At 62.1% G+C, this 18,747-nt stretch carries 18 protein-coding genes; 3 read left to right on the top strand and 15 right to left on the bottom strand.

Features of this window, described 5'->3' with window-relative positions; all coding sequences use genetic code 11:
- Nucleotides 1-58 precede the first annotated feature (58 nt).
- Entirely contained in the window at nucleotides 59-925 is an 867-nt protein-coding gene (locus ACP26L_RS16970; protein WP_426454260.1) for an ABC transporter ATP-binding protein, read from the bottom strand.
- Nucleotides 922-1,797 (bottom strand): creatininase family protein, encoded by an 876-nt coding sequence (locus ACP26L_RS16965; RefSeq protein ID WP_426454258.1) that lies wholly within the window; start codon nucleotides 1,795-1,797, stop codon nucleotides 922-924. Before ACP26L_RS16965 ends, ACP26L_RS16970 begins: the two co-directional genes overlap by 4 nt.
- Before the next feature lie 226 nt (nucleotides 1,798-2,023).
- Here ACP26L_RS16965 and ACP26L_RS16960 point away from each other — a divergent pair, with 226 nt between their 5' ends.
- The gene (locus ACP26L_RS16960) at nucleotides 2,024-2,386 is read left to right on the top strand and encodes a response regulator (protein WP_426454257.1); all 363 of its coding nucleotides are present in this window, start codon (nucleotides 2,024-2,026) and stop codon (nucleotides 2,384-2,386) included.
- Between the two features lie 454 nt (nucleotides 2,387-2,840).
- Here the strand turns inward: ACP26L_RS16960 and ACP26L_RS16955 are convergent, their stop codons facing one another.
- From ACP26L_RS16955 to ACP26L_RS16925, 7 genes are all read right to left on the bottom strand, one after another.
- Nucleotides 2,841-3,329, bottom strand: a complete 489-nt coding sequence (locus ACP26L_RS16955; RefSeq protein WP_426454256.1) for a (2Fe-2S)-binding protein — start codon at nucleotides 3,327-3,329, stop codon at nucleotides 2,841-2,843.
- Nucleotides 3,320-5,734, bottom strand: coding sequence for a xanthine dehydrogenase subunit D (gene pucD / locus ACP26L_RS16950; RefSeq protein WP_426454255.1), 2,415 nt, complete (start codon nucleotides 5,732-5,734; stop codon nucleotides 3,320-3,322). Before pucD ends, ACP26L_RS16955 begins: the two co-directional genes overlap by 10 nt.
- Nucleotides 5,721-6,704, bottom strand: coding sequence for an FAD binding domain-containing protein (locus ACP26L_RS16945; protein ID WP_426454253.1), 984 nt, complete (start codon nucleotides 6,702-6,704; stop codon nucleotides 5,721-5,723). The genes pucD and ACP26L_RS16945 overlap by 14 nt, the downstream gene beginning before the upstream one ends.
- A 410-nt stretch (nucleotides 6,705-7,114) precedes the next feature.
- Entirely contained in the window at nucleotides 7,115-7,714 is a 600-nt protein-coding gene (locus tag ACP26L_RS16940) for a nucleotidyltransferase family protein (RefSeq protein WP_426454252.1), read from the bottom strand.
- Nucleotides 7,650-8,735 carry an XdhC family protein gene (locus ACP26L_RS16935; RefSeq protein ID WP_426454250.1) on the bottom strand — a complete coding sequence of 362 codons (1,086 nt, stop codon included), beginning with the start codon at nucleotides 8,733-8,735 and terminating at the stop codon, nucleotides 7,650-7,652. The genes ACP26L_RS16940 and ACP26L_RS16935 overlap by 65 nt, the downstream gene beginning before the upstream one ends.
- A gap of 28 nt (nucleotides 8,736-8,763) precedes the next feature.
- Nucleotides 8,764-10,389 carry a PucR family transcriptional regulator gene (locus tag ACP26L_RS16930; protein ID WP_426454249.1) on the bottom strand — a complete coding sequence of 542 codons (1,626 nt, stop codon included), beginning with the start codon at nucleotides 10,387-10,389 and terminating at the stop codon, nucleotides 8,764-8,766.
- Between the two features lie 267 nt (nucleotides 10,390-10,656).
- On the bottom strand, nucleotides 10,657-12,390 hold the full coding sequence (locus ACP26L_RS16925; RefSeq protein WP_426454247.1) for an FAD-dependent oxidoreductase: 1,734 nt from the start codon (nucleotides 12,388-12,390) through the stop codon (nucleotides 10,657-10,659).
- Nucleotides 12,391-12,593: 203 nt separating this feature from the next.
- On the opposite strand from ACP26L_RS16925, the gene ACP26L_RS16920 reads away from it, so the two are divergent.
- The gene (locus ACP26L_RS16920; RefSeq protein ID WP_426454245.1) at nucleotides 12,594-12,725 is read left to right on the top strand and encodes a hypothetical protein; all 132 of its coding nucleotides are present in this window, start codon (nucleotides 12,594-12,596) and stop codon (nucleotides 12,723-12,725) included.
- A 214-nt stretch (nucleotides 12,726-12,939) separates the two neighbouring features.
- Here ACP26L_RS16920 and ACP26L_RS16915 read toward each other — a convergent pair whose 3' ends face one another.
- The 5 genes from ACP26L_RS16915 to ACP26L_RS16895 form a co-directional block, all read right to left on the bottom strand.
- The gene (locus ACP26L_RS16915; RefSeq protein ID WP_426454244.1) at nucleotides 12,940-13,119 is read right to left on the bottom strand and encodes a hypothetical protein; all 180 of its coding nucleotides are present in this window, start codon (nucleotides 13,117-13,119) and stop codon (nucleotides 12,940-12,942) included.
- Between the two features lie 226 nt (nucleotides 13,120-13,345).
- Nucleotides 13,346-14,923, bottom strand: coding sequence for a tetratricopeptide repeat protein (locus ACP26L_RS16910; protein WP_426454242.1), 1,578 nt, complete (start codon nucleotides 14,921-14,923; stop codon nucleotides 13,346-13,348).
- A 74-nt stretch (nucleotides 14,924-14,997) separates the two neighbouring features.
- The gene (locus tag ACP26L_RS16905) at nucleotides 14,998-15,402 is read right to left on the bottom strand and encodes an MmcQ/YjbR family DNA-binding protein (RefSeq protein WP_426454241.1); all 405 of its coding nucleotides are present in this window, start codon (nucleotides 15,400-15,402) and stop codon (nucleotides 14,998-15,000) included.
- A gap of 65 nt (nucleotides 15,403-15,467) precedes the next feature.
- Nucleotides 15,468-15,827 (bottom strand): NIPSNAP family protein, encoded by a 360-nt coding sequence (locus ACP26L_RS16900; protein WP_426454239.1) that lies wholly within the window; start codon nucleotides 15,825-15,827, stop codon nucleotides 15,468-15,470.
- Nucleotides 15,828-16,022: 195 nt separating this feature from the next.
- Nucleotides 16,023-16,217 carry a hypothetical protein gene (locus ACP26L_RS16895; RefSeq protein ID WP_426454237.1) on the bottom strand — a complete coding sequence of 65 codons (195 nt, stop codon included), beginning with the start codon at nucleotides 16,215-16,217 and terminating at the stop codon, nucleotides 16,023-16,025.
- Between the two features lie 321 nt (nucleotides 16,218-16,538).
- On the opposite strand from ACP26L_RS16895, the gene ACP26L_RS16890 reads away from it, so the two are divergent.
- Nucleotides 16,539-16,901 (top strand): winged helix-turn-helix transcriptional regulator, encoded by a 363-nt coding sequence (locus ACP26L_RS16890; protein ID WP_426454236.1) that lies wholly within the window; start codon nucleotides 16,539-16,541, stop codon nucleotides 16,899-16,901.
- Nucleotides 16,902-16,915: 14 nt separating this feature from the next.
- Here the strand turns inward: ACP26L_RS16890 and ACP26L_RS16885 are convergent, their stop codons facing one another.
- A complete protein-coding gene (locus tag ACP26L_RS16885) occupies nucleotides 16,916-18,316 on the bottom strand; it encodes a hypothetical protein (RefSeq protein WP_426454234.1) in 1,401 nt (466 codons plus the stop codon).
- Nucleotides 18,317-18,747: the final 431 nt, after the last annotated feature.

The raw sequence follows: 18,747 nt of genomic DNA, 5'->3' as shown, positions 1-18,747 counted from the left end.
CACTGCAAGCCGCGGTGGACAGATCCCGTGCAAGGATCGTTCCGCGCCCGGAAATCCTTCAATGCTTCAGGCAGGCCGACACGCTGCGGACCCAGTCGCTGAACTCCGGCTTCGTCCGGAATTCCTCGTCCCTCGGGAAGGGTGCCGCAATCGGGATTTCCGCCGCAATTTTGCCCGGCCGGGGAGTCATGACGACCACCCTTGTCGACAGGAAGACCGCTTCGAACACGTTATGTGTAACGAACAGGACCGTCATCTGCCGGTCCGCCTCCCAGATCTTGAGCAGCTCATCCTGCAGCGTCTGCCGCGTGATCTCGTCCAGCGCCCCGAACGGCTCATCCATCAGCAGAAGCTTCGGCCGTGTCGCCAGCGCGCGGGCTATGGATACCCGCATCTTCATGCCGCCCGAGAGCTGCCGGGGGAGGGCCTTCCCGTGATCCTTCAGCCCCACCAGCTCAAGGACCCGCTCCGCTTCCTCCCGCTGCTCCCGCTTGGGCACTCCCTTCAGCTGCAGAGGCAGCATCACGTTGTCCTCTACATTGGCCCAGGGCAGCAGCGTGTGATCCTGGAAAACAAACGCGATCTCGCTGCGCCGGCGGGCCTCCCTCGGCATCAGCCCCAGGATGCGCAGGCTTCCTCCCGTCGGCTCGCCGAGTCCGGCGATCAGCTTGAACACCGTGGACTTCCCGCAGCCCGAAGGCCCGACAAAGCAGAGAAACTCCCCTTCGGTGATGTGCAGGTCGACCTCCTGCAGGGCGGCCGTGCCGTTCCCGTAGATTTTCGACAAGCGGTTCATCGTCACGAGCGCCGGCGGCGCCGCTGACAAGGGCTCCTGCGCCGGCTCACCGCTCCTGCCCTTCTCTGTCGTATCCGGCTGCCCGATCGTCACATGAAGCGTAGTCGCTCCCGTTCCCCGGTACATCATGGACTCCCTCTCCTTCCTTCGGTGCCGGCCGGAGCCGCAGCTCCCTGACCCGGCTGAAAGCCCGTCTTCACGGCCGCAAAGTCGAAGCGCTGCATCTCGAGCAGCGCCTCGGCCAGGCGGATGCCGCCGAGCTCCAGAATCGCCCGCCCCTTCTCCGCCGAAGCGGCTGCCGCATCCCCCGCAATACCGCTCTCAGATAGATCGTCCATCACCCAGGCGAAGGCTTTGCTTCGGAAGAGCAGGGACGGAATCACCGGGAACTTCGGCAGCTCCGTTCCGGCCAGTTGGCGGTGCACCCAGCTCTCCTGCACGGCCAGCACCACCGAGGTTTCATAGTCTCCCGCATGAATGCCGGCCTTGCGTTCCTCCTCGGTTAGCCAGGCGTCTCCGAGCCCCAAGGCACCGGGGTCCAGCCGGAACACCATCATGTCCTCAGCGATCCGAATCTCGCGGGCCATCAGGTTCAGCAGATCCGCATTCCCGCCATGCGTATTGAACAGCACCAGGCGGCGGAAGCCGCTGCGGCTAAGTGAGGATGCGATGTCCGTCAGCACGCTCATCAGCGTTGGTGCCGAGAGGGAGATCGTCCCCGGGTGGCCGAGATGTTCGCTGCTTTTGCCATAGGGCAGCGGGGGGAGCAGCCAGATCTGGGCATTCGGAGGCAGCTCATCGAATGCATATGTTAGAAAAGCTTCCCCGATCAGGGTATCGGTGTATACCGGAAGATGAGGACCGTGCTGCTCCACCGCTCCCACCGGAAGCACGACGAGCGCCTCCTCCTTCGGAATGGCTTCGACCTCCAGCTTGGAGCAGCGGGGAAGAAAGCGGGAATCCCAGGCTGTGCCTTCGTTTCTGCCGAATCTCAAGTGCATCGCCTCCATTTGCTTTTATTGTATGGAGCCGGGCCCGCCGGGTCTATAGACCGGAGATGTTTTTGTAAGGATATATAACATAACCCTCCCCTTTTGTGCTTCGTGCACTTTGTCGCCTCCGTGCATAATTGCCGGATTTCGCTCCCATAATATGCAAGTGACATCAAAGGCACCTTCCCAGGACAATGGAACGGCGCCTCACTTGAAGATCCCGGGGGTATAAGGAATGGCAAAAATACTGGTGGTGGACGACGCGGCTTTTATGCGCATGACCTTAAAGGATATTCTGACCAAGGGCGGACATGAGGTCATCGGGGAAGCGGAGAACGGGGAGGTGGCCATCTCCAAATACGACGAATTGAAGCCGGATCTGGTAACCATGGATATCACCATGCCGGTGATGGAAGGGATCGACGCGCTGAAGGGGATTAAAGCGAAGCATCCCGGAGCGAAGGTCATCATGTGCTCCGCGATGGGGCAGCAGCATATGGTCGTCCAGGCTGTGACGGCCGGAGCGAAGGATTTTATCGTGAAGCCGTTCAATCCGGAGCGGGTGCTCGAAGCCGTGAATAAGGTTGTGTCGAGCTGACCGGCGGCCGGCGCCGCGCTTAGGTAATGTCTCGGCTTTTCTGTCCCTGCATCATAAATCCCCAATGATCTGCCTGAGATGATCTGCCCTGCATGAGGACCGGTTTGCCCTGCGGCCGGTCTTTTGGCGCTCCGCCCTAGCAGCAGAGTCAGCTGCGCACACCCCCCGCGCTCCTTGTATTGCGCCCCGGAGACGATGTTTAGGGGATACCGAGCGCTTCCCGGTCACCAAGCCATAAGCTGACCCGTATACGCGCAATCTCTCTCACGTGCCGGAGTACCGTTCTTCCTGAGCAGTGCCCAGGCCAGACTGGCTGCTCCCGCCGAATCAACACCTGGAAGAGCGCGCCGCTGGAGCCGCTGTCCGTCTAAGCAGCCATGAACGCTGGCCAGCAGACCGGCTTCGCCCCCTGGAGGGTACGGGACTTACCGCGCAGCGGTTCAAATGCCCCGGGTCATCGGCCGCTTCCCTGCCGCTGCCGGATTACGGCCTCCACGGCCCGGACGATGGGCCCGTAGCCCGTGCAGCGGCACAGATTGCCGGACAGGGCCTCTTCAATCTCTTCCCGGCAGGGCTCCGGATTCGAATCCAGCAGCCCCTTGACCGTCACGATCATGCCGGACGTACAGTAGCCGCACTGAAAGGCGCCTTCCTGCAGGAACGCCGACTGGATCTGCTCATCCGCCGGTCCGCTCAGCCCTTCGATCGTGGTGAGCTCCTTCCCTTCGCACTGGTATGCCATCAGGAGACAGGAGTTCACCGCCTCCCCGTCCACAAGCACCATACACGCACCGCACCGGCCCATATCGCAGGAGCGCTTCGTTCCCGTCAGACCCAGGTCTTCCCGGACGATGTCGAGTACCCGCCTGACAGGAGCCACCCCTTCGAGCTTCAGGCGCTCCCCGTTTACGGTGCACTGCCAGGATTGGATGTTCACCGCCATGTGCCTTCGCCTCCTTCTCTTTGTGCCTCCGCGGCCCCCAGCCCTTCGCTCCGCCCAGCGCTCTCCGGGTCGAACGGAAGAATGAGGGCTTCCTTCGAAACCGGCAGTTTGGTCACCCAGACGCCCACCGCCTGATGAACCGCCGCGACGATGGCCGGCGCCAGAGCAACCGTGCCTACTTCGCCGATCCCCCTGGGGCCGTACGGATCGCCCTCCGGCAGATCTTCTATGGCGTCCAGCGAGAAGCCTTCCGGCATATCCGCGATCGTCGGGACGAGATACGTATCGAGGTTGCGTGTCAGGTACACTCCGCCGTCCATCACCGCATCCTCGGACAAGGTGAAACCGATCGCCATGGAGCTGCCGCCCTCGATCTGGCCTGCGAAGCCCATGGGATTGACCACCGGCCCCGCCGCCACCGCATGGTGCTGCTTCAGCACCCGGATGCTGCCCGTCAGCGTATCGACCTCCACCTCGACGGCCACCCCGGTGTACGTGTAGAGGAAGTGCCCGCCCATCACCGCATCCGGCGTGGTCGGAAAATGAAACTGGCTCTCGGTCCGGATCGGCTGCGGCGACTGTGCGGCAAGCTCCAGATAGCTCAGGAGCGGACCGCCGGGCTTGGGGAGCCCCGCTTCGACAGCCGCTGCCGCTTCGGCGCCGCCCTCCGGTCCAGCCTCCCGCGCCGCCGACGGCAGATCGCCTTTGAGCCAGATGCCGCCCGGGCCGGTCGTGAGATGCTCCGCCGCCACTCCTGAGAGGGCCGACGCTCTGGCGAGCAGCTTCGCCGTGAAGCCGGGCTTCATCCGCTGCAGCGCCTGCCACATCATCGTCGTCGCCCGCGAAGCCGTGGACGAGCCGCTGTGCGGCACGCGCGCCGTGTCGCCGATGACCATCGACAGGTCGGACGGCGAGCAGCCAAAATGCTCCAGCAGCAGCATCTCCAGCGTCGCGAGCAGCCCCTGCCCGAACTCCTCGTAGCCGAAGGCGGCTTCGATCCGTCCGTCCGCGGTCAAGGTCAGGCGGCCGCCGCCGAAATCCGGCAGCCCGAAGCCGAGCCCCGAGCCGTGCATCGCGATCGAAGCCCCTATGCCCCGGCGAATCCAGGGTGCGCTCCCGGCCTCCGCTCCCCCGGCAAGCTCCCGCTCCCGCATGAGGCTGCAGCCTTCGATAGCCGACCAGACCTGCGAGGCGCCCTCCGTGGCGGCGATCCGCTGGCCGAGCGGTCCGGGATCGTCCGGCTCCCGCAGGTTGAGCCGCCGCAGCGCCCATGGGTCCATCCCGAGCTTCTCCGCCAGCCGGTCCATCTGCCCTTCGAGGGCGAAGATGACCTGGTTGCCGCCGAAGCCCCGGAACTCCCCGGAGATACCGTTGTTCGTATACACGCTATAGCCTTCCACCTTCACGTTTGGGATCCGGTAAGGGCCCATCGTATGCTCGGTGGCAAAGTTCAGCACGGCCGGTCCGAGCGTGGCATAGGCTCCGGTATCGGCCACGATCCGCACCTGATGGGCGAGCAGCCGCCCCGCTGCATCGGTGCCGGTGCGCATCGTAATCTTCATCGGATGCCGCTTGAGCCCGGCCCGGACCGAATCCCACCGGCTCTGGTGTAGACGGACCGGCCGGCCGCTCTTCAGGGCGAGCAGCGCCCCGAACGGCTGGATGTTCAGCTCATCCTTGCCGCCGAACGAGCCGCCGATCGGCGAAGAGACCACCCGGATGTCGTGCTCCGGCATCTCGAGGATGCGGGAGAGCTGCATCCGGTCCTTGAAGCCGTGCTGTGTAGGGGCATACACCGTCAAGCTGCCGTCCGGCTCCGGGACGAACAGACCGCCCTCGGTCTCCATATACGCGTGCATCTGGCGCGGCGTATTGTAGGTCTCCTCCACGATATGGGCACAGGCAGCGAACGCCTCCGCCGCGTCCCCGCGGCTGTAAGCCGTGCTGTGCAGCAGATTGCCTGCCGGATGCACCTGGGGGGAGCCGGGCAGCAGCGCCGCTTCCGGGTCATCCACGACCGGCAGCGGCTCGTAATCGACCTCGATCAGCGCAAGGGCGGCACGCGCCAGCTCCGGCGATGCGGCGGCCACGGCCGCCAGCGCATCGCCGATATAACGCACGCGGTCCTCGGCCAGCACCGGCTGATCCGGCATCGCGATCCCGAACCGGTTCATGCCCGGCACGTCGCGGTGCGTAATCACCGCCCCTACGCCGGGCAGCGACTCCGCCCGCTCCGTGCGGATCGCCAAGATCCGCGCATGGGGATGCTCGCTTCGAAGTATCGCCCCGTACAGCTCACCGGGCATGCGCAGGTCCGTCAAGTAAGCCAGCCTGCCCGTTACCTTCTCCGGTCCGTCGGGACGGGCGCGCCACCGGCCGCCTGCCGTTTCCTTATCCAGCCTCATTCGCCGTTCCCCCTCTCCCGTTCTTTGGCTCCTGCCCATATCCTGTGCCCCGGGTCTCCTTCGCCAGCCCGTTCCGCATCCCATTCCGCATCCCGTCCCACAGCCCTGCCGCCAGCACGTTGGCCGCCGCCAGCCGCCGATACTCCGCAGAGGCGAAGGCATCCGGGAAGGCCGGCCATTCCTCCTGCACACAGGCCTGCAGTCTTCGGACCAGCGCCGCATCCACGCCCCGGCCCTCGAGCTCAAGCTCGGTCCCGTGCAGCCTCCTCGCCGGCGAGGATCCGCCGCCTACGGCCACCCGCACGCCCTTCAGCGTGCCGTCTTCACGGACGGCTGCGGAGAGAGCGGCCGCCGCCAGTGACGGCACGAACGCTTCCCGGCGCCCGATCTTCCGATAGAACTCGATTCTCCGTTCTCCCGCTGCCAGGCTCACCGCCGCCGCTTCATCCGGCTCCAGCTCTACCGCCGTCAGCAGCCGGTCATCCGTCGCCCCTCCCGCGCGATCGTCAAGCCAATCGGCCAACCCCGCCCTCTCGGTTCCGGCGTCCCCATACCACTGCAGGACCGCCCCCTTCACGAGCAGCGCCGGGAGCGCATCGCCGATGCCCGAAGCCACATTGCCGCCGAGGGTCGCGAGCCGGCGGATGGACGGGGCCGCAATCGTGCGGCACGCCTCGGCCAGAAGGCCCCCTGCCTGCCGGCTGCGGCACGCCGAGAGGCGGACCAGCGCCCCTATGATAACCTGCCCTGCGCCGGTCCGGATTCCCTGGAGCTCCGGGACCGCTTCAAGCGAAATCAGGTGCGCCGGCGGAGAAGCCGCGCCCGCTTCCCACTGCGTCCGCAGCAGCGTCCCCCCTGCCGTGAACACGGCCGCTTCACCGAGATTGTGCTTCAGCTCCCACGCCTCGGACACCGTTACCGGCTGCCAGAGGCAGGGCGGCAGACTCCCTGCCGATTGGGTCGTATTCATACCGTGTCCCCTCCTGTTGTCATCTTGCTCCTCATGCGCTCCGGGCTTTCCCTATGCCCGGGTAGCCCGGGTAGTACAAATCCCTTCTCTAGAGAAGGGATTCGGATCATCGGCCGGGGCCTCCGCCCTGGATCACAGACGGCCCCGCGAGCCGAAAAGAGGCATCCCGGCACGAGTGCGGCCCGGGTTCACACTCCAGCCACCCGCACGCAGGGCTGCTGCGTTGCCTCATTCTATGATTCATCAGGCGTCGTTCAGCCCGCTTGGTGATTAGAACTATAGGGGGGCCGGGGTGAAAGGTCAATGCTCCTGACACCGTCTTCGTCCGAATCCCCAAACGCCCCTCTTATATTTGTGCAGGCTGCATAGTCTCCCTTGCATTCCCTTCCCCAGCGCTGACATCCGTGGATTCACCCATGCAGCCCGCTGAACGGCCGGGAATAAAAAAACCGGATCCGCTCGAGATCCTCCGGCGTATCCGCGTCATAGAACCGGCACTCCTCCGGTTCCTCTTCTATTCTCCCAAAAACATGGGGCTCCGACAGCAGCGCTCTTGCCCCCTGATCGCCGGTCAGCTTCTCGATCGATGAGAACATGGTGCGCGAGAGCAGCACCGGCGGCTTCGGCATCCCTTCGTGGCCGGCCGCGCAGTAATCCAGCTTCGGCTGCTCCCGGAAGGCGTCCAGCAGCCGGTCGATCATCGCCGCAGTGACCAGCGGCTGATCCGCGAGCAGCACGACGACCGCGTCGGGCAGCGTCCCGGCACAGGCGGCCCTAAGGCCCGCGCGCAGGGAATGCGACATGCCCATGCCCGCATCGCGGCAGGGCACCTGTACCGCCCTCCCCTGCCGCTCGGCTGCATAATAGGCGGGCGGCAGCCAATCGATGTCCGCGCCCGACCGCGTTACGACGCATACCCGGTCAAGCCGGGAACGAAGCGCCTCCTCAAGGGCGCAGCCGCCTAGCCTTCCAGAACCGACCAGCGGGATGGAAAGCTTGAAACCGCCCATTCTTGTACCTGCGCCGGCCCCGAGATAAATACCCGTTACTTTCACAGCCCCACCACTCCTCTGTCTTCGGTTCCGCCGATTTCCTCCGCACCTCAATCAGCTGTGCGGCGATGGATACAGCAATTTCTTCCGGCCCTACGGCACCGATCCCGAGCCCCACCGGGTAATGCAGCCATGCCGGGGCCGGATGGGCGCCAAGCAGGCGTTCGGTGCGGGAGGCGGAGCCCATGACGCCGACGTACTTGTACCGGTTCGGGAGCAGCAGCTCCAGCATCTTCGCATCATGCGGGTAATGATGGCTCATAATCAGCACATAATCCCGCGGGGTGAGCCGCAGCCGCTCCATAATCCGCTCCGGCTGTCCGATGACCCGGGAAGCCCTCGGGAAGCGCAGTGAGGTGCACAGCCCTTCGCGCCAGTCCGCGACAGTCACGCGAAAGCCGCTCTTCTGTGCGAGCTCCGCCACCGGAACCGCATCGTCCGAAGCGCCGAAGACCAGCAGCCGAGGCCGCGGCGCGTACGAGCTTACGAGGCGCACGACCCCATCCTCGGCCGTCAGGTCCGTCACATCTCCTGATGCGCCCGGGACCCCTTCGGTCAGCTTGTATTCCGCCTGCGTATAAGAGCTGACGAAGGAGCGCAGCACTCCCGCATCCTGCCCCCGGTCCAGCCTGCGCTTGACTTCAAGCAGCACATGCAGCAGCATGCCGTGCACCGGCTCGAGCAGCACGCGGATCATGCCTCCGCAGCCGACCGCCTCGCCCCACGAGAGATCGTCCGCAGGCCGCATGTCGTACTCCACCATCTCCGCCCCGCCGCTGCGAAGCAGCCCCTCCACCCGTTCGGCGAGATCCGACTCCAGGCAGCCCGGAGAGATGCTGCCGTAGCGCGATCCGTTCTCGAGCAGCAGCATGGAAGCCCCCGCCTTCCGGTACGCATGCCCTTCTACTTCCATGACCGTTGCCAGCACCGCGCGGTGCGGCGTCCGGAACAGCACCTCCACCAGTCCGTGCATTTCCATCTTTAGCGCCTCCCCTGGGTTCTTCGTATTAGAGGTTCCGCACTCCCGGCGGGCCTTCGGTCTGCAATCCGGTCTTCAGCATCTGCCTGAAGATGAAAACAAGCTTCAGGCGGAGAAGATCGCTGATATTCTTGAAGTCCACGCCGAGCAGCTCCCCGATCTTCTCCAGCCGGTAGGCCGCCGTGTTGCGGTGGATGTACAGCTGCTTCGCCGTTTCGCTGAGCTGTCCGTCGTTCTCGACGAAGGTCTCCAGCGTACGCAGCATCTCCTGCGAATAGTCCGGGTCCTTCGCCAGCAGCGGCCCCAGCACCTCGCGGCAGTAATGCTGCATTTTGCCGGAAGGCACATGCTGGAACAGGCAGGCCAGCTCCACCGTCTCGTACTGCACGACGTCCTCGGTCACCCCGAGCCGTGCAGCGAGCCGCAGCGTATCCTGGCATTCACGGTATGCATCCGACAGAGCCCCGGGCTCCCGCTTTTTGCTGCTCACGGCGATCCTGGGCCGGCAGCTCTCCGCCATGCCGCCGAGCACACTGCGCAGCGCGGCCGCCAGCAGGGCCTGCAGCCGCCCGCTGCCGGGGAACGATTCGGCCGGGAAGAGTGAGAGGATCCCCTCGCGAATGCAGAAGTGCACCACATTCCACTCCCTCATCTCCGGGTGGTACTGCATCTCCTCCCGCACATCGCGCAGCGCCTTCTCCCTCACACTGTCCGGTGTCCCCTCGGGCACCGTCGTCAGCACGCATTGATAACTCTCCGAGAACAGCCGGATGCCGAGCCGCTCCGCCCCGTCGGTCAGCGCCCCGATGGAACCGGTCCCTTTCAGATACCGGGCGAGCAGCGAGCCCAGGTCGGTTTGAACCGAATGATCCATGAATTCTTTATAGATGAAGCCCATATGATGGGAGATGATCTCCGCGGCCTGCAGGAACAAGCCCTCTTCCGCCTTCATCAGCGGGGTGTCGGGCGGACAAAAGATGGCATACCCGGCGCAGTCCTCCCGGTCCGTCAGCGGAATACGGTAATAGCGGCCCTCCTCAGTGTGGACCCACTGGCAGTGATCCTTCCAGGGCCAGCCGCCCAGCAGCTGCATCTCCGAAAAGGGCGTTGCGTTAAAGACGAGATGCCCTCTTGAGCCCACGACGGCCAGAGGATACCCAACAATGCCAAGGATGGTGTGAAAAAAGCTGCTGATATGATCCGGTCTCAGGGCAAACTGCATCAGCTTCTTCTGCTTGTCAAGCACATTGTGCAGCACCTTCGTGCTCTTCTGCATCTCAGCGTGGAACAATCCGTTCATTTGGTCCGAGAAGGTGAACTGAAAAGGAAGCTCGATGAGGGGGAAAGCCAGACGGTCGGCCTCTTCGAGGATCGGCTGCGGGACATCCGGCCAGAACCTTCCGAGCTTGATGCCAAGTCCTGCGGACCCCCGCTGGTTCAGCTTGCGCAGCAGAGAAATCGCGTCGGCGGGGCTGTCTTTCATAAGATAAGCGGTGGTGAACAGCATCTCGCCGTCCTTGATCCAGTCGGTGATATCCGGTGCATCCATGACGTTCACCGACTTCACAATGCGGTTCATACCGCTTCGGCCGGCCACGAGTTTCCCTTCGGACAGGGGATAGACGGACAGCGCTTGTTCGACAGTAAGATGCACAGCATTCCCTCCTCAGGCAGATGTTCGGACAGCTTACAGCCCTTCCGGACTTCATTTGTGTCACTATATATAACATTATAAAAGCCATTTAAGAAATTGGCAATGAGTTTATGTCATTATATATAACATATACCTATACATGCAGCAGGTAAATCCGAATGTTCACACGGATGTTCTTCATGCCATTTCCGTTTTATGAGCGGCAACGATAAAAAAAGGGAGGCAGGCTTCCGCCTGCTCTCCCTCGTCTGCTGCCATTCCCGTACCTTACCGGTATGCCTCTGTAATGATCATATAAAGAAGTCCGTTGGTTACCACTGTATCTTCCTGCCAGTGCTTGGCTGTTACGCCCGCCCCTTTGGGCGATGGCCATCCGTTCTGCTGCAGGAACAGCTCGATATCGGATCGGGCCAGCTTGGCCTTCGTCCTTATCGTCTCCGGGATGACGGGCTCCTGCTTGCGCGAGGCAAGAGCCGCTCCCTCCGCCCATGTCCACAGCGATGACGCCTCCGCCGGTTCATCCAGCCGATAGTCATTCTTGTACCCGCCGGAGATCACGGCCCGGTCCCGCAGCCACTTCACACCGGGGAACGCCCAGTGAGATCTCGTGTCGTCCTTGTATGGGGGAATCGGCGCCAGGCCCGCCCCCTTGTCATTGAGCCTCGCCTGAATCCGCGAGGCATGCACCTGCTTTGGATCATGCGCAAGATCCTGCAGCGTAAGGCCGCTGCGGTTCGCATAGGCAGCAGCCAGGCCCGCCCCCTCCGCAGCCGACATGCCGAGCGGCACGACACGGGCGCTGCCGTGGGCCAGCGAATCATAGCTCGCGCTGCGCGAGGCCACAAGCAGGTTCGTCCATCCCTTCGGAATCAGCGACCGCAGCGGCACGGCGAACTGGGCCGGGTTGCCGATGATCAGGTCCGGCCCCCACCGGCTCCGCTGAATATCCACAGGATAGGAACCGAAGGCTATCCGGTCGGGGAAGTCCCGGTTCTCCAGCACATCCTCCAATGTCAGCCTGTACTCGCCGACCAGGTGGCGGGTCTCCCGGATATACAGCGAGGAAGCCGTACGGGTGAGCTCCGCCTGCTTCAGCCCGGGCAGCGCATGCATAAACCGGATCACCGAAGGAAGCTCCCGCTTCCCCCGCTCCATCGCCGCCTTCCTCTGCTCGGGGTTCGTGCCGTCAACGCCGAGCAACTGCAGGGCATTTACCAGCACCCTGCCATCCTCCTGGCGGCCCAGGTTCAGCGCCCGCACCCGGATACCGTGATCCGCAGGGCGGTAGGCCTTCATCTGCGGATAGCCCCAGGCTGAGTAGGCATCCGCGCCGGTATTCGGATCGCCGTCCTGCCGCTGCACTTCCTGGACCTTCTTCCAGTCCACATTCTGCAGCTCGAATACCAGGGTGGCGCACATGGTTTCACGGGAGCCGCGAAAATCCTCCTGGCCGAAGGTGAATGCGGCTCCCGCATCATAAGCCGCGTCCGCATCGGCCGTGGCATCGATGTACATCCCGGCCGTGATGTACTCCGGCCCCTCGGAGCCGGTGACCTCCAGCGCGCGGACCTTGGCGTGTCCCGCGATAGGCCTGATATCCCCCGCCCGGAGCCGCACCGTCAGATTCGGCTCGGCGGCCAGCTTCGACCGGAACACTTCACCCGCCCGCTTCGTATCGAAGGATGTGCGCCTGCCGATGCTGCCGTAAAACTCCTCGAATATTCCTTTATTCAGAAGCCGGCCGTCCGGGCTCAGGTTCAAGTCGAGGGAATTCAGCTCCCCGAGGGTGAACAAACCGCCAATCTCCGCTTTTTCGTCGACCAGGAGCGTCCGCTGTCCTTCTCTCGCTGCCGCCAGCGCGGCGGCGATGCCTTCCGGCTCGCTCCCGATGACAACGACATCATAATGGATGCTTCCGGATGATTCCGCTGCGGCCCATCCGCGCCCGATCGCGAACATGCACAGCACCGTTAAGATCAGAAGCCGAACAGGCTGAATCACCGCCCACCTCCCTTGTTCCTTTCCCCTCAAGGTTCCCCTGCGTTCAGCCGCCTCATGCCAGGAAGCCAGTGGGACGCTTCCGGCTATAGACTTGGCTGTTTTCTTCTGGAAACGCCAAGCCCCGCATGGAAAAGAGGCCGCGGGAGAAACTATCCGCGACCGATGAATTACCGATACGATTGGAATATAGGAGGAGCCCTGCCATGTCCAGATCCAAATCCCGCCCAGCCGATTCAAAAAAGCAGCCTAATCTTCAGTCTAACGCCGACGTTACCGAGCGTCTGCTATCCCAGCCTGTGCCTCCGGAGGAAGCGCGGCATATGAACAACAATTAGAAGGGCCGATTGCAGCCTTATCGATTGCAGCCATATACAGAAGCCTGCCCTCCACACAGCAAACAATTACTTGCTCTGGAAGAACGGTCCGGTGGATTAGGTTTTACGCGCTGCCTTCCATTCGGTATGTACTCCGGCCGAAACTCTGCAGCTGTACATCCGTTCCCTTCTCCGTACCATGGCGAGCGATGATTGACATGACCCCCGGGGCCGGTTACGAATCGGACGATTGCCTCCTGCTTCTCGCTTCGCGAACCCACTGTTCCAGCCGTCTGAAGGCTTGCAGTGCGGCGGTCTCTGCCTGCTGCTCGTTCCCCGGGAGAATCCCGCCCCGCTCCCGAAGATAGGCCTCTATGAACTTTTCCTGCTTTTGTTTTTCATCCTCCGCTGTCATAGCCCCAAACTCCTTTTCCTAGTCATCTCTCAAATTACCTACTATCGTAACCTCCAGATGTTAAGAAAAGATGAGTTTGACCGTGGCATTTTCTGCCTGCGGCGGCATGGGGCCGGGCAGCGGCTGTTAGTACAGCGGCTACATGGATACGGTGCCGTCCGCTCCGGCACGGTGACCGCACGGATCCCCAGCAAGCAGTACCTGCAGACGCGTACAGCCCCTCCGCTTATTGCCCCTGCAGCAGCTTAAGCAGGGACAGGGCCTCTTCGTGCGCCGGATCAGCCGCCGCGGCTCTGCCCGCCCACTCCAGCGCGGCCTTTTCTTCCCCGGTTTCATAGCAGCAAACGGCCAATGCATACAGCGTCCCGGCATCGGGTTCACCGCTCTCCCCGGCACCCGCGGCAGTATCGAGCGCTTCATGATAATACTCGCGCGCATCCTCGAAGGCCCCCATCTCGAACAGGAGCGCGGCGCTCTCCGACGCGAGTCTGTCCTTTTCTCCCGGATGAACCGGGTAGTAGTCTTCCCACATGCGGCGGATGCCAAGGCGCAGATCTTCCTGCTCTTCGTCGCTGCTCTCCGGCAGGAGCTCCTTCAGCCGCCGCGCTCCCCGGAGGAACCATTCCGCATCATGGACTCCAAGCCGCCAGAACGCGAGCAGCTCCTGCATCCCAAGCTGGGATAGCCGGTCCTCGAACCCCAGCTTCAAACTGAAATAATCATCCGGTCCGAACCGGTCGATGCAGCGCCGATAGGCCAGCCGGGTCTGAATATAAGCAGCCGGCCGCGGCAGGTCTACCATACACCCGATGTTCAGATTCCTGTAGTGATGTTCCGGGAACAGGCACAGAGCGCCCCTGTCTTCATACACCTGCTGGATCGCATGGTAGTTGGCCGTCAGAGAGAAGCTTCCGTGGTGAACGATCCGGGGGGGCTCCGCAAAGACCATCGGCTCCAGCCGGTGGTCGCCTTTGTCCGCGGTGAGCAGCACCAGCCCTTCCCTGGACAAGCGGCCGAGCCGCTCCAAGCAGGAGAGCCCGATAACCGGGAACAGGATATGCGAATCCTCGAGCTCCTGCCGGTACGTCCGGATCACCCCACCGTAAGGGTAAGCCGCCACTTCGTATTCGGGCGCCCGGTGGTAGGTGTAGCTTGGGATTACGCTGCCAAGCCTCTCGGAGGCCCGATCGGTCTTCGTCCCTTCCGCGAACTGCAGAGCCACCCGGCACTCATACACGTCTCCTCCGCCGATATAGAGCAGCTCCTGCGGGATGCTGTCGAAGAAGTAATTCGCGATCAGGAACAGCGGCTGCCCCAGGCTCCCGGGCACGATCCGTTCGCCGGACTGCTCCAGCACCAGCTCGCTGTCCTTGACGGCATCGAAGAGGGCATAATCCAGCATGCCCTCTTCCACAAACGGGCGCAGTCCAGGATGCTCCCGCCAATAGGTGATATTGCGAGGCGCAAAGTCGCTCAGCACATAGCGCAGGTTCGGCAGCGGGAAGTCCGCTTGAGCCCTAAGCCGCTGCAGCTCTCGTAGCATGTGGAATGCCAGCCGTCCGGAGCCGGCACCAAGCTCAAGAACGGTTACCGGCTCGCTTACGTGCCCCTGCGCAGCGCGATCCTGCAGGAACCCGAAGACGATCTCGGCGTACGCGGAGGCGATCATCGGATTGTTCGTAATGTAATAGGGGACTTCCCCGTCCTGCCAGGCCCGGATACCCTGCTCATCATAATAAGACCGCTGCAGCTCCCACAACGGGGATTCGCTGAAGCGATAGCTGTTTTCGTCGTTAGTGGCCACTTGTTTTTACCTTCTTTTCCTTCATATGAATAAGAGCTGCCTCCTACCTACAGGTGCCTGTCTTTCCGATTTCCTTATACGGACCGCTCCGCTCTCAGGCTCTCTATGTATTTCTTTGACGCACGGGCCAGATAAGCGTCCCCAATCACCCCGGCGATCGTATCCCAACCCGCGCTCCGGTCCAGCCGGATGCCTACCCACCCGAGATGGCCGACGTACGGAGGCACGAAGTAGATCCCGGGATCCAATTCGACCAGGATCGGCTGCATGCCTGCCGCCGCCGCGCACCATAAGGCAATTCTACCGTCCTGATGGTGGTTGTTATGGTATTGGGCGAACGACTTTTTCCCGCCGACATAAAAGGTCGGGGCTCCATGGCTCGCCCGCTCGCTTGTTCCGGGGAAGCACAAGCAGTAGATACGGATCCGCTCCAGCAGCTCCCTCTGACCCTCCTCTTCCATGCGATCCTGATCTGTCATGGATCGAAGCCTCCTCATTCGGACGGAGATTAAGGGGTGCCTTCACCGCAGTCCATTCTGCTCACTTAGTCTCCAATAAAATACGACTGTTCACCCCGATGCTCTGCAGTACGGAAAAAATCGGCCCGGCTTAGAAAGATCTCCTCGATCTTCTCGACGATCGGCCCGCCGTTCTCCTCGGACTTCCGTTTGACCTCCACCCACTCCGGATCCTGCCGGAAAAGGCTCCATAACCGCTCCCGTTCGGCTTCATCCGTGAATCTCATCATATAATACAGCTTGTTCCGGCCGCCTGCATCCACCCAGAAATCGGTGACCTCCATCCCTAGGCGCTCAAAGATCCCCAGAGTATGGTTGGCAAAACGGGCCTGTATCGCATCCATCCGTCCTTCATGAATCGTATAGATCCGCAGTTCGTACAGCAATGGCAATCCCTCCCTATGTTTCATTAGATTTGACAAGCATGCAGCCCTTAAACGGGCCAGGTTTATACCGTTTCATGCTATAAGTGGAATGAAGTGAACAGCATGCGCAAGCTGCTCATGCCCCCCACTCGCCATAAATTCCCACTAAGATACCATATTTGCCCTCCTGCTATCAATAACAAAAATGGCAAGCAGCTACACCGGCTTGCGGAACAAATACAGACCAAAGCCGGGCGTATCCCGGCCCCAGGTCATATAGGTGCTGCGCCACCCGCGGCTGTGCTCCAGCGCCGAGGGCACGTCCGGGTCGTCCCGCTGCTCCAGGGCATAGTCCTCTACCGATTTGGCATACAGCCATTCGTACTCGTCCCATTCATCCTCGCTCGTCACCGACGCCCAGAGCGGATGGTATCCCGCCTTGCTCCTCTTGTCTTCTCTAGGCTCGCTACATTGTACGGGACCCCGTTCGGGCCGGCAAAGGAAAAAATCGGTTATACACAAAAAAGCCGGAAGGCGCCATGCGAGATGGCAGCCCCTCCAGCCGCGGCTCAGCCGTTCCTTGATACGGCGGACACGTTGATATTCCATGCGATCAGGCTTGCACCCTCTCTTTTCGCGCCCCCATCCTTGAAGCCCTCCAGGGACATTTGATATAATTCACATTATTCCAATGCACTTGCCTGATTTTATAGGCAGACGGGAGGGTTCGCTGTGATCACTTTCCGAAACACCGAATACCGGTGCGCCTCTGAGATTACCCTGGAATTGATCAGCGGGAAATGGAAGATCTTGATCCTGAGCTACCTGGCTGAGAACACCTTCCGCTTTCACGAGCTTCAGAAGCTCATGCCCGGCACCACCCAGAAGATGCTGACCGCGCAGCTGAGGGATCTGGAGAAAGACGGACTGATCGTACGCAAGGTCTATCCGGTAGCCCCTCCGAAGGTGGAATATTACCTGTCCGAATATGGAAGCCGTCTGATTCCCATGCTGAAGATGCTCTGTGAGTACGGAGCGGATTACATGGCGAACTTCGCCACTGACCCCGTCCGTAAGGAGGATCAGCACGCCTAATGGCGTAGTACCCATCAGGTGATCACAATTTTAGCCCCGTAACCTTTGCCCGAGCTCCCCGCCCCCTGCAGCCCATCGCCCTCTTCATGCAGCACGAACACATTCTCCGGATACAGCTTGCCGAGCAGAGCCCAGACCACCAGCGGATTGCCTCCGGCGGAGATGTGATGGGTACCGCTGTCGGCATGGACCAGACCTGGCTGAGCCAGCATAGCCGCCGCCGTCCGTTTCGTGCTCCCGCCGTCTTCGTGCAGCCTGTTCGATCCGCCCAGGTACATGTACCGGTGTCCCCGAAGAATCTGTCCGAGATCCACACGGTAGGCCTGGGGGCCGATCTGCAGCCGGTAGTGGAGCTGCACCCTGTCCGGTTCCCCGTCCACCGGGGCCACCTCCAGATGGGCTTCCCGTATTCCGCCCAGGCTTCCCTCATCCGGACTGCCATCTGCCCGGACTCCCGCCTCTGCCTGACTTCGCGGGGCCGAATAATAGTCAGGGTAGGCGTAGTCGAATACCGCGGATGTCCCTCCGCCTTCCGTGTACGGCACGGTCCGGACCGGATGCCACTCCAGCAGGAATCTCCGGCCGCCGGCAGGCGGCCTGCCCAGGCTGGCCGGCAGAATCGTGCCGTAACGGTACTGAAAGCCGTATCCCGCCGCGGATAATTCCGGAGCCAATCCACTCTGCGCATACCCGAGCAAGGAGGAGTGGGACGGTCTGCCCATCAGGATCTCCGAAAGAAAAGCAGCCCGTGCCTGCTCCGTGAACCGGAGCCCCTTCCCTTTCTCATTCCCCTTCCCCTTCACCCGGCGCTCAATTCCGATGGGAACCTCCTCCCAATTCTCATAGGGAAGGAGCAGGTCTCTGAGCAGCACCAGCTGATGAAGGTATTCGTTGAACAGCTGCATGACGGAAGGCCCCCCATTCGGCCCGGTCAGCATATTCGTAACGAGAGGCGTCCACAGGTGATGGTCGCACCGGCTGCGCAGCCGGAGCCCTCCCAGGATCGCCTTATCGAATCGCGGCCCCTCCCCGGCCTGCTCCCCCGCCCAGCGGGCCAGGGTATCCCCGATCCTCCGGGCCTGTTCAGCAAGCTCCGTCCGCGCCGGGTCGGCAAGCGCCAATGCATCCAGCTGCAGTACCGATTCCCTCCCCGAGAGGGCCAGGCTCGCCTTCACATTGTCCAGCAGGGGCTCGTAACCGGCCGATTCTCCAAGCTGCTCGACCACCGCGTCCAGCAGAACGGCCAGCTCACGAACCAGATCCCTCGCCAGATACACGCCTTCGGGCAGGTCCCAGTCCCATTCCCCGCCGGCCTGACGGGTCAAGACATGCCCCGGACCCGGCACGGGTTCAAGGTTGATCCGGGTTCCCCAGATCAGGCTGTACTCCCCAACCGTTAACCGGTAGTTTGACATCTACTTCCACCTCTCCTTCTGAACCCAGCGTATCAACCTTTTCCTTGATTGAAAAGTACGCACTTTTTTGTAGGGTCGTTACGCCGCGGTGCCGTAGGCACCAAAAAGTGACGGCCCCGTCTTGAAGCCGCCAGGCAGCAAAAGCATCCGGAACCGGCTGTACGGGAGACCCACGCGAACCCCTGCATGCGGTCTCACCTGTCTTGAGAGAGGGGATCCATGGATCAGGAACATTCGTGTCCGGCTGCCGCCAAAGCCGGACCGTTTGCCACGTCACAATAAGATAAACGGCTTCGCCGTCCTTTAAGATCTCAGCGTGCCAGTCCATCCTATTGGTACACGGGTAGGAATAGGTTTGGGGCTCCAACCGCTCTTGAAGTCGTGTCCCCATCAAAATTTTTTGCAGTGTAAGGTCACGTTTTCAAAGGCGG

It is taken from the genome of Paenibacillus sp. S-38 (assembly GCF_049942825.1).
Taxonomy (GTDB): domain Bacteria; phylum Bacillota; class Bacilli; order Paenibacillales; family NBRC-103111; genus Paenibacillus_G.
Note: the sequence above shows the minus strand (reverse complement) of the source record. Positions and strands in the feature narration are given on the sequence as shown.

Bases quoted from the DNA above. Each gene is read 5' to 3' on its own strand.
- ACP26L_RS16970 (WP_426454260.1), bottom strand. From the start codon at position 925: ATGATGTACCGGGGAACGGGAGCGACTACGCTTCATGTGACGATCGGG.
- ACP26L_RS16965 (WP_426454258.1), bottom strand. From the start codon at position 1,797: ATGCACTTGAGATTCGGCAGAAACGAAGGCACAGCCTGGGATTCCCGC.
- ACP26L_RS16960 (WP_426454257.1), top strand. From the start codon at position 2,024: ATGGCAAAAATACTGGTGGTGGACGACGCGGCTTTTATGCGCATGACC.
- ACP26L_RS16955 (WP_426454256.1), bottom strand. From the start codon at position 3,329: ATGGCGGTGAACATCCAATCCTGGCAGTGCACCGTAAACGGGGAGCGC.
- pucD (WP_426454255.1), bottom strand. From the start codon at position 5,734: ATGAGGCTGGATAAGGAAACGGCAGGCGGCCGGTGGCGCGCCCGTCCC.
- ACP26L_RS16945 (WP_426454253.1), bottom strand. From the start codon at position 6,704: ATGAATACGACCCAATCGGCAGGGAGTCTGCCGCCCTGCCTCTGGCAG.
- ACP26L_RS16940 (WP_426454252.1), bottom strand. From the start codon at position 7,714: ATGGGCGGTTTCAAGCTTTCCATCCCGCTGGTCGGTTCTGGAAGGCTA.
- ACP26L_RS16935 (WP_426454250.1), bottom strand. From the start codon at position 8,735: ATGGAAATGCACGGACTGGTGGAGGTGCTGTTCCGGACGCCGCACCGC.
- ACP26L_RS16920 (WP_426454245.1), top strand. From the start codon at position 12,594: ATGTCCAGATCCAAATCCCGCCCAGCCGATTCAAAAAAGCAGCCTAAT.
- ACP26L_RS16915 (WP_426454244.1), bottom strand. From the start codon at position 13,119: ATGACAGCGGAGGATGAAAAACAAAAGCAGGAAAAGTTCATAGAGGCC.
- ACP26L_RS16905 (WP_426454241.1), bottom strand. From the start codon at position 15,402: ATGACAGATCAGGATCGCATGGAAGAGGAGGGTCAGAGGGAGCTGCTG.
- ACP26L_RS16885 (WP_426454234.1), bottom strand. From the start codon at position 18,316: ATGTCAAACTACCGGTTAACGGTTGGGGAGTACAGCCTGATCTGGGGA.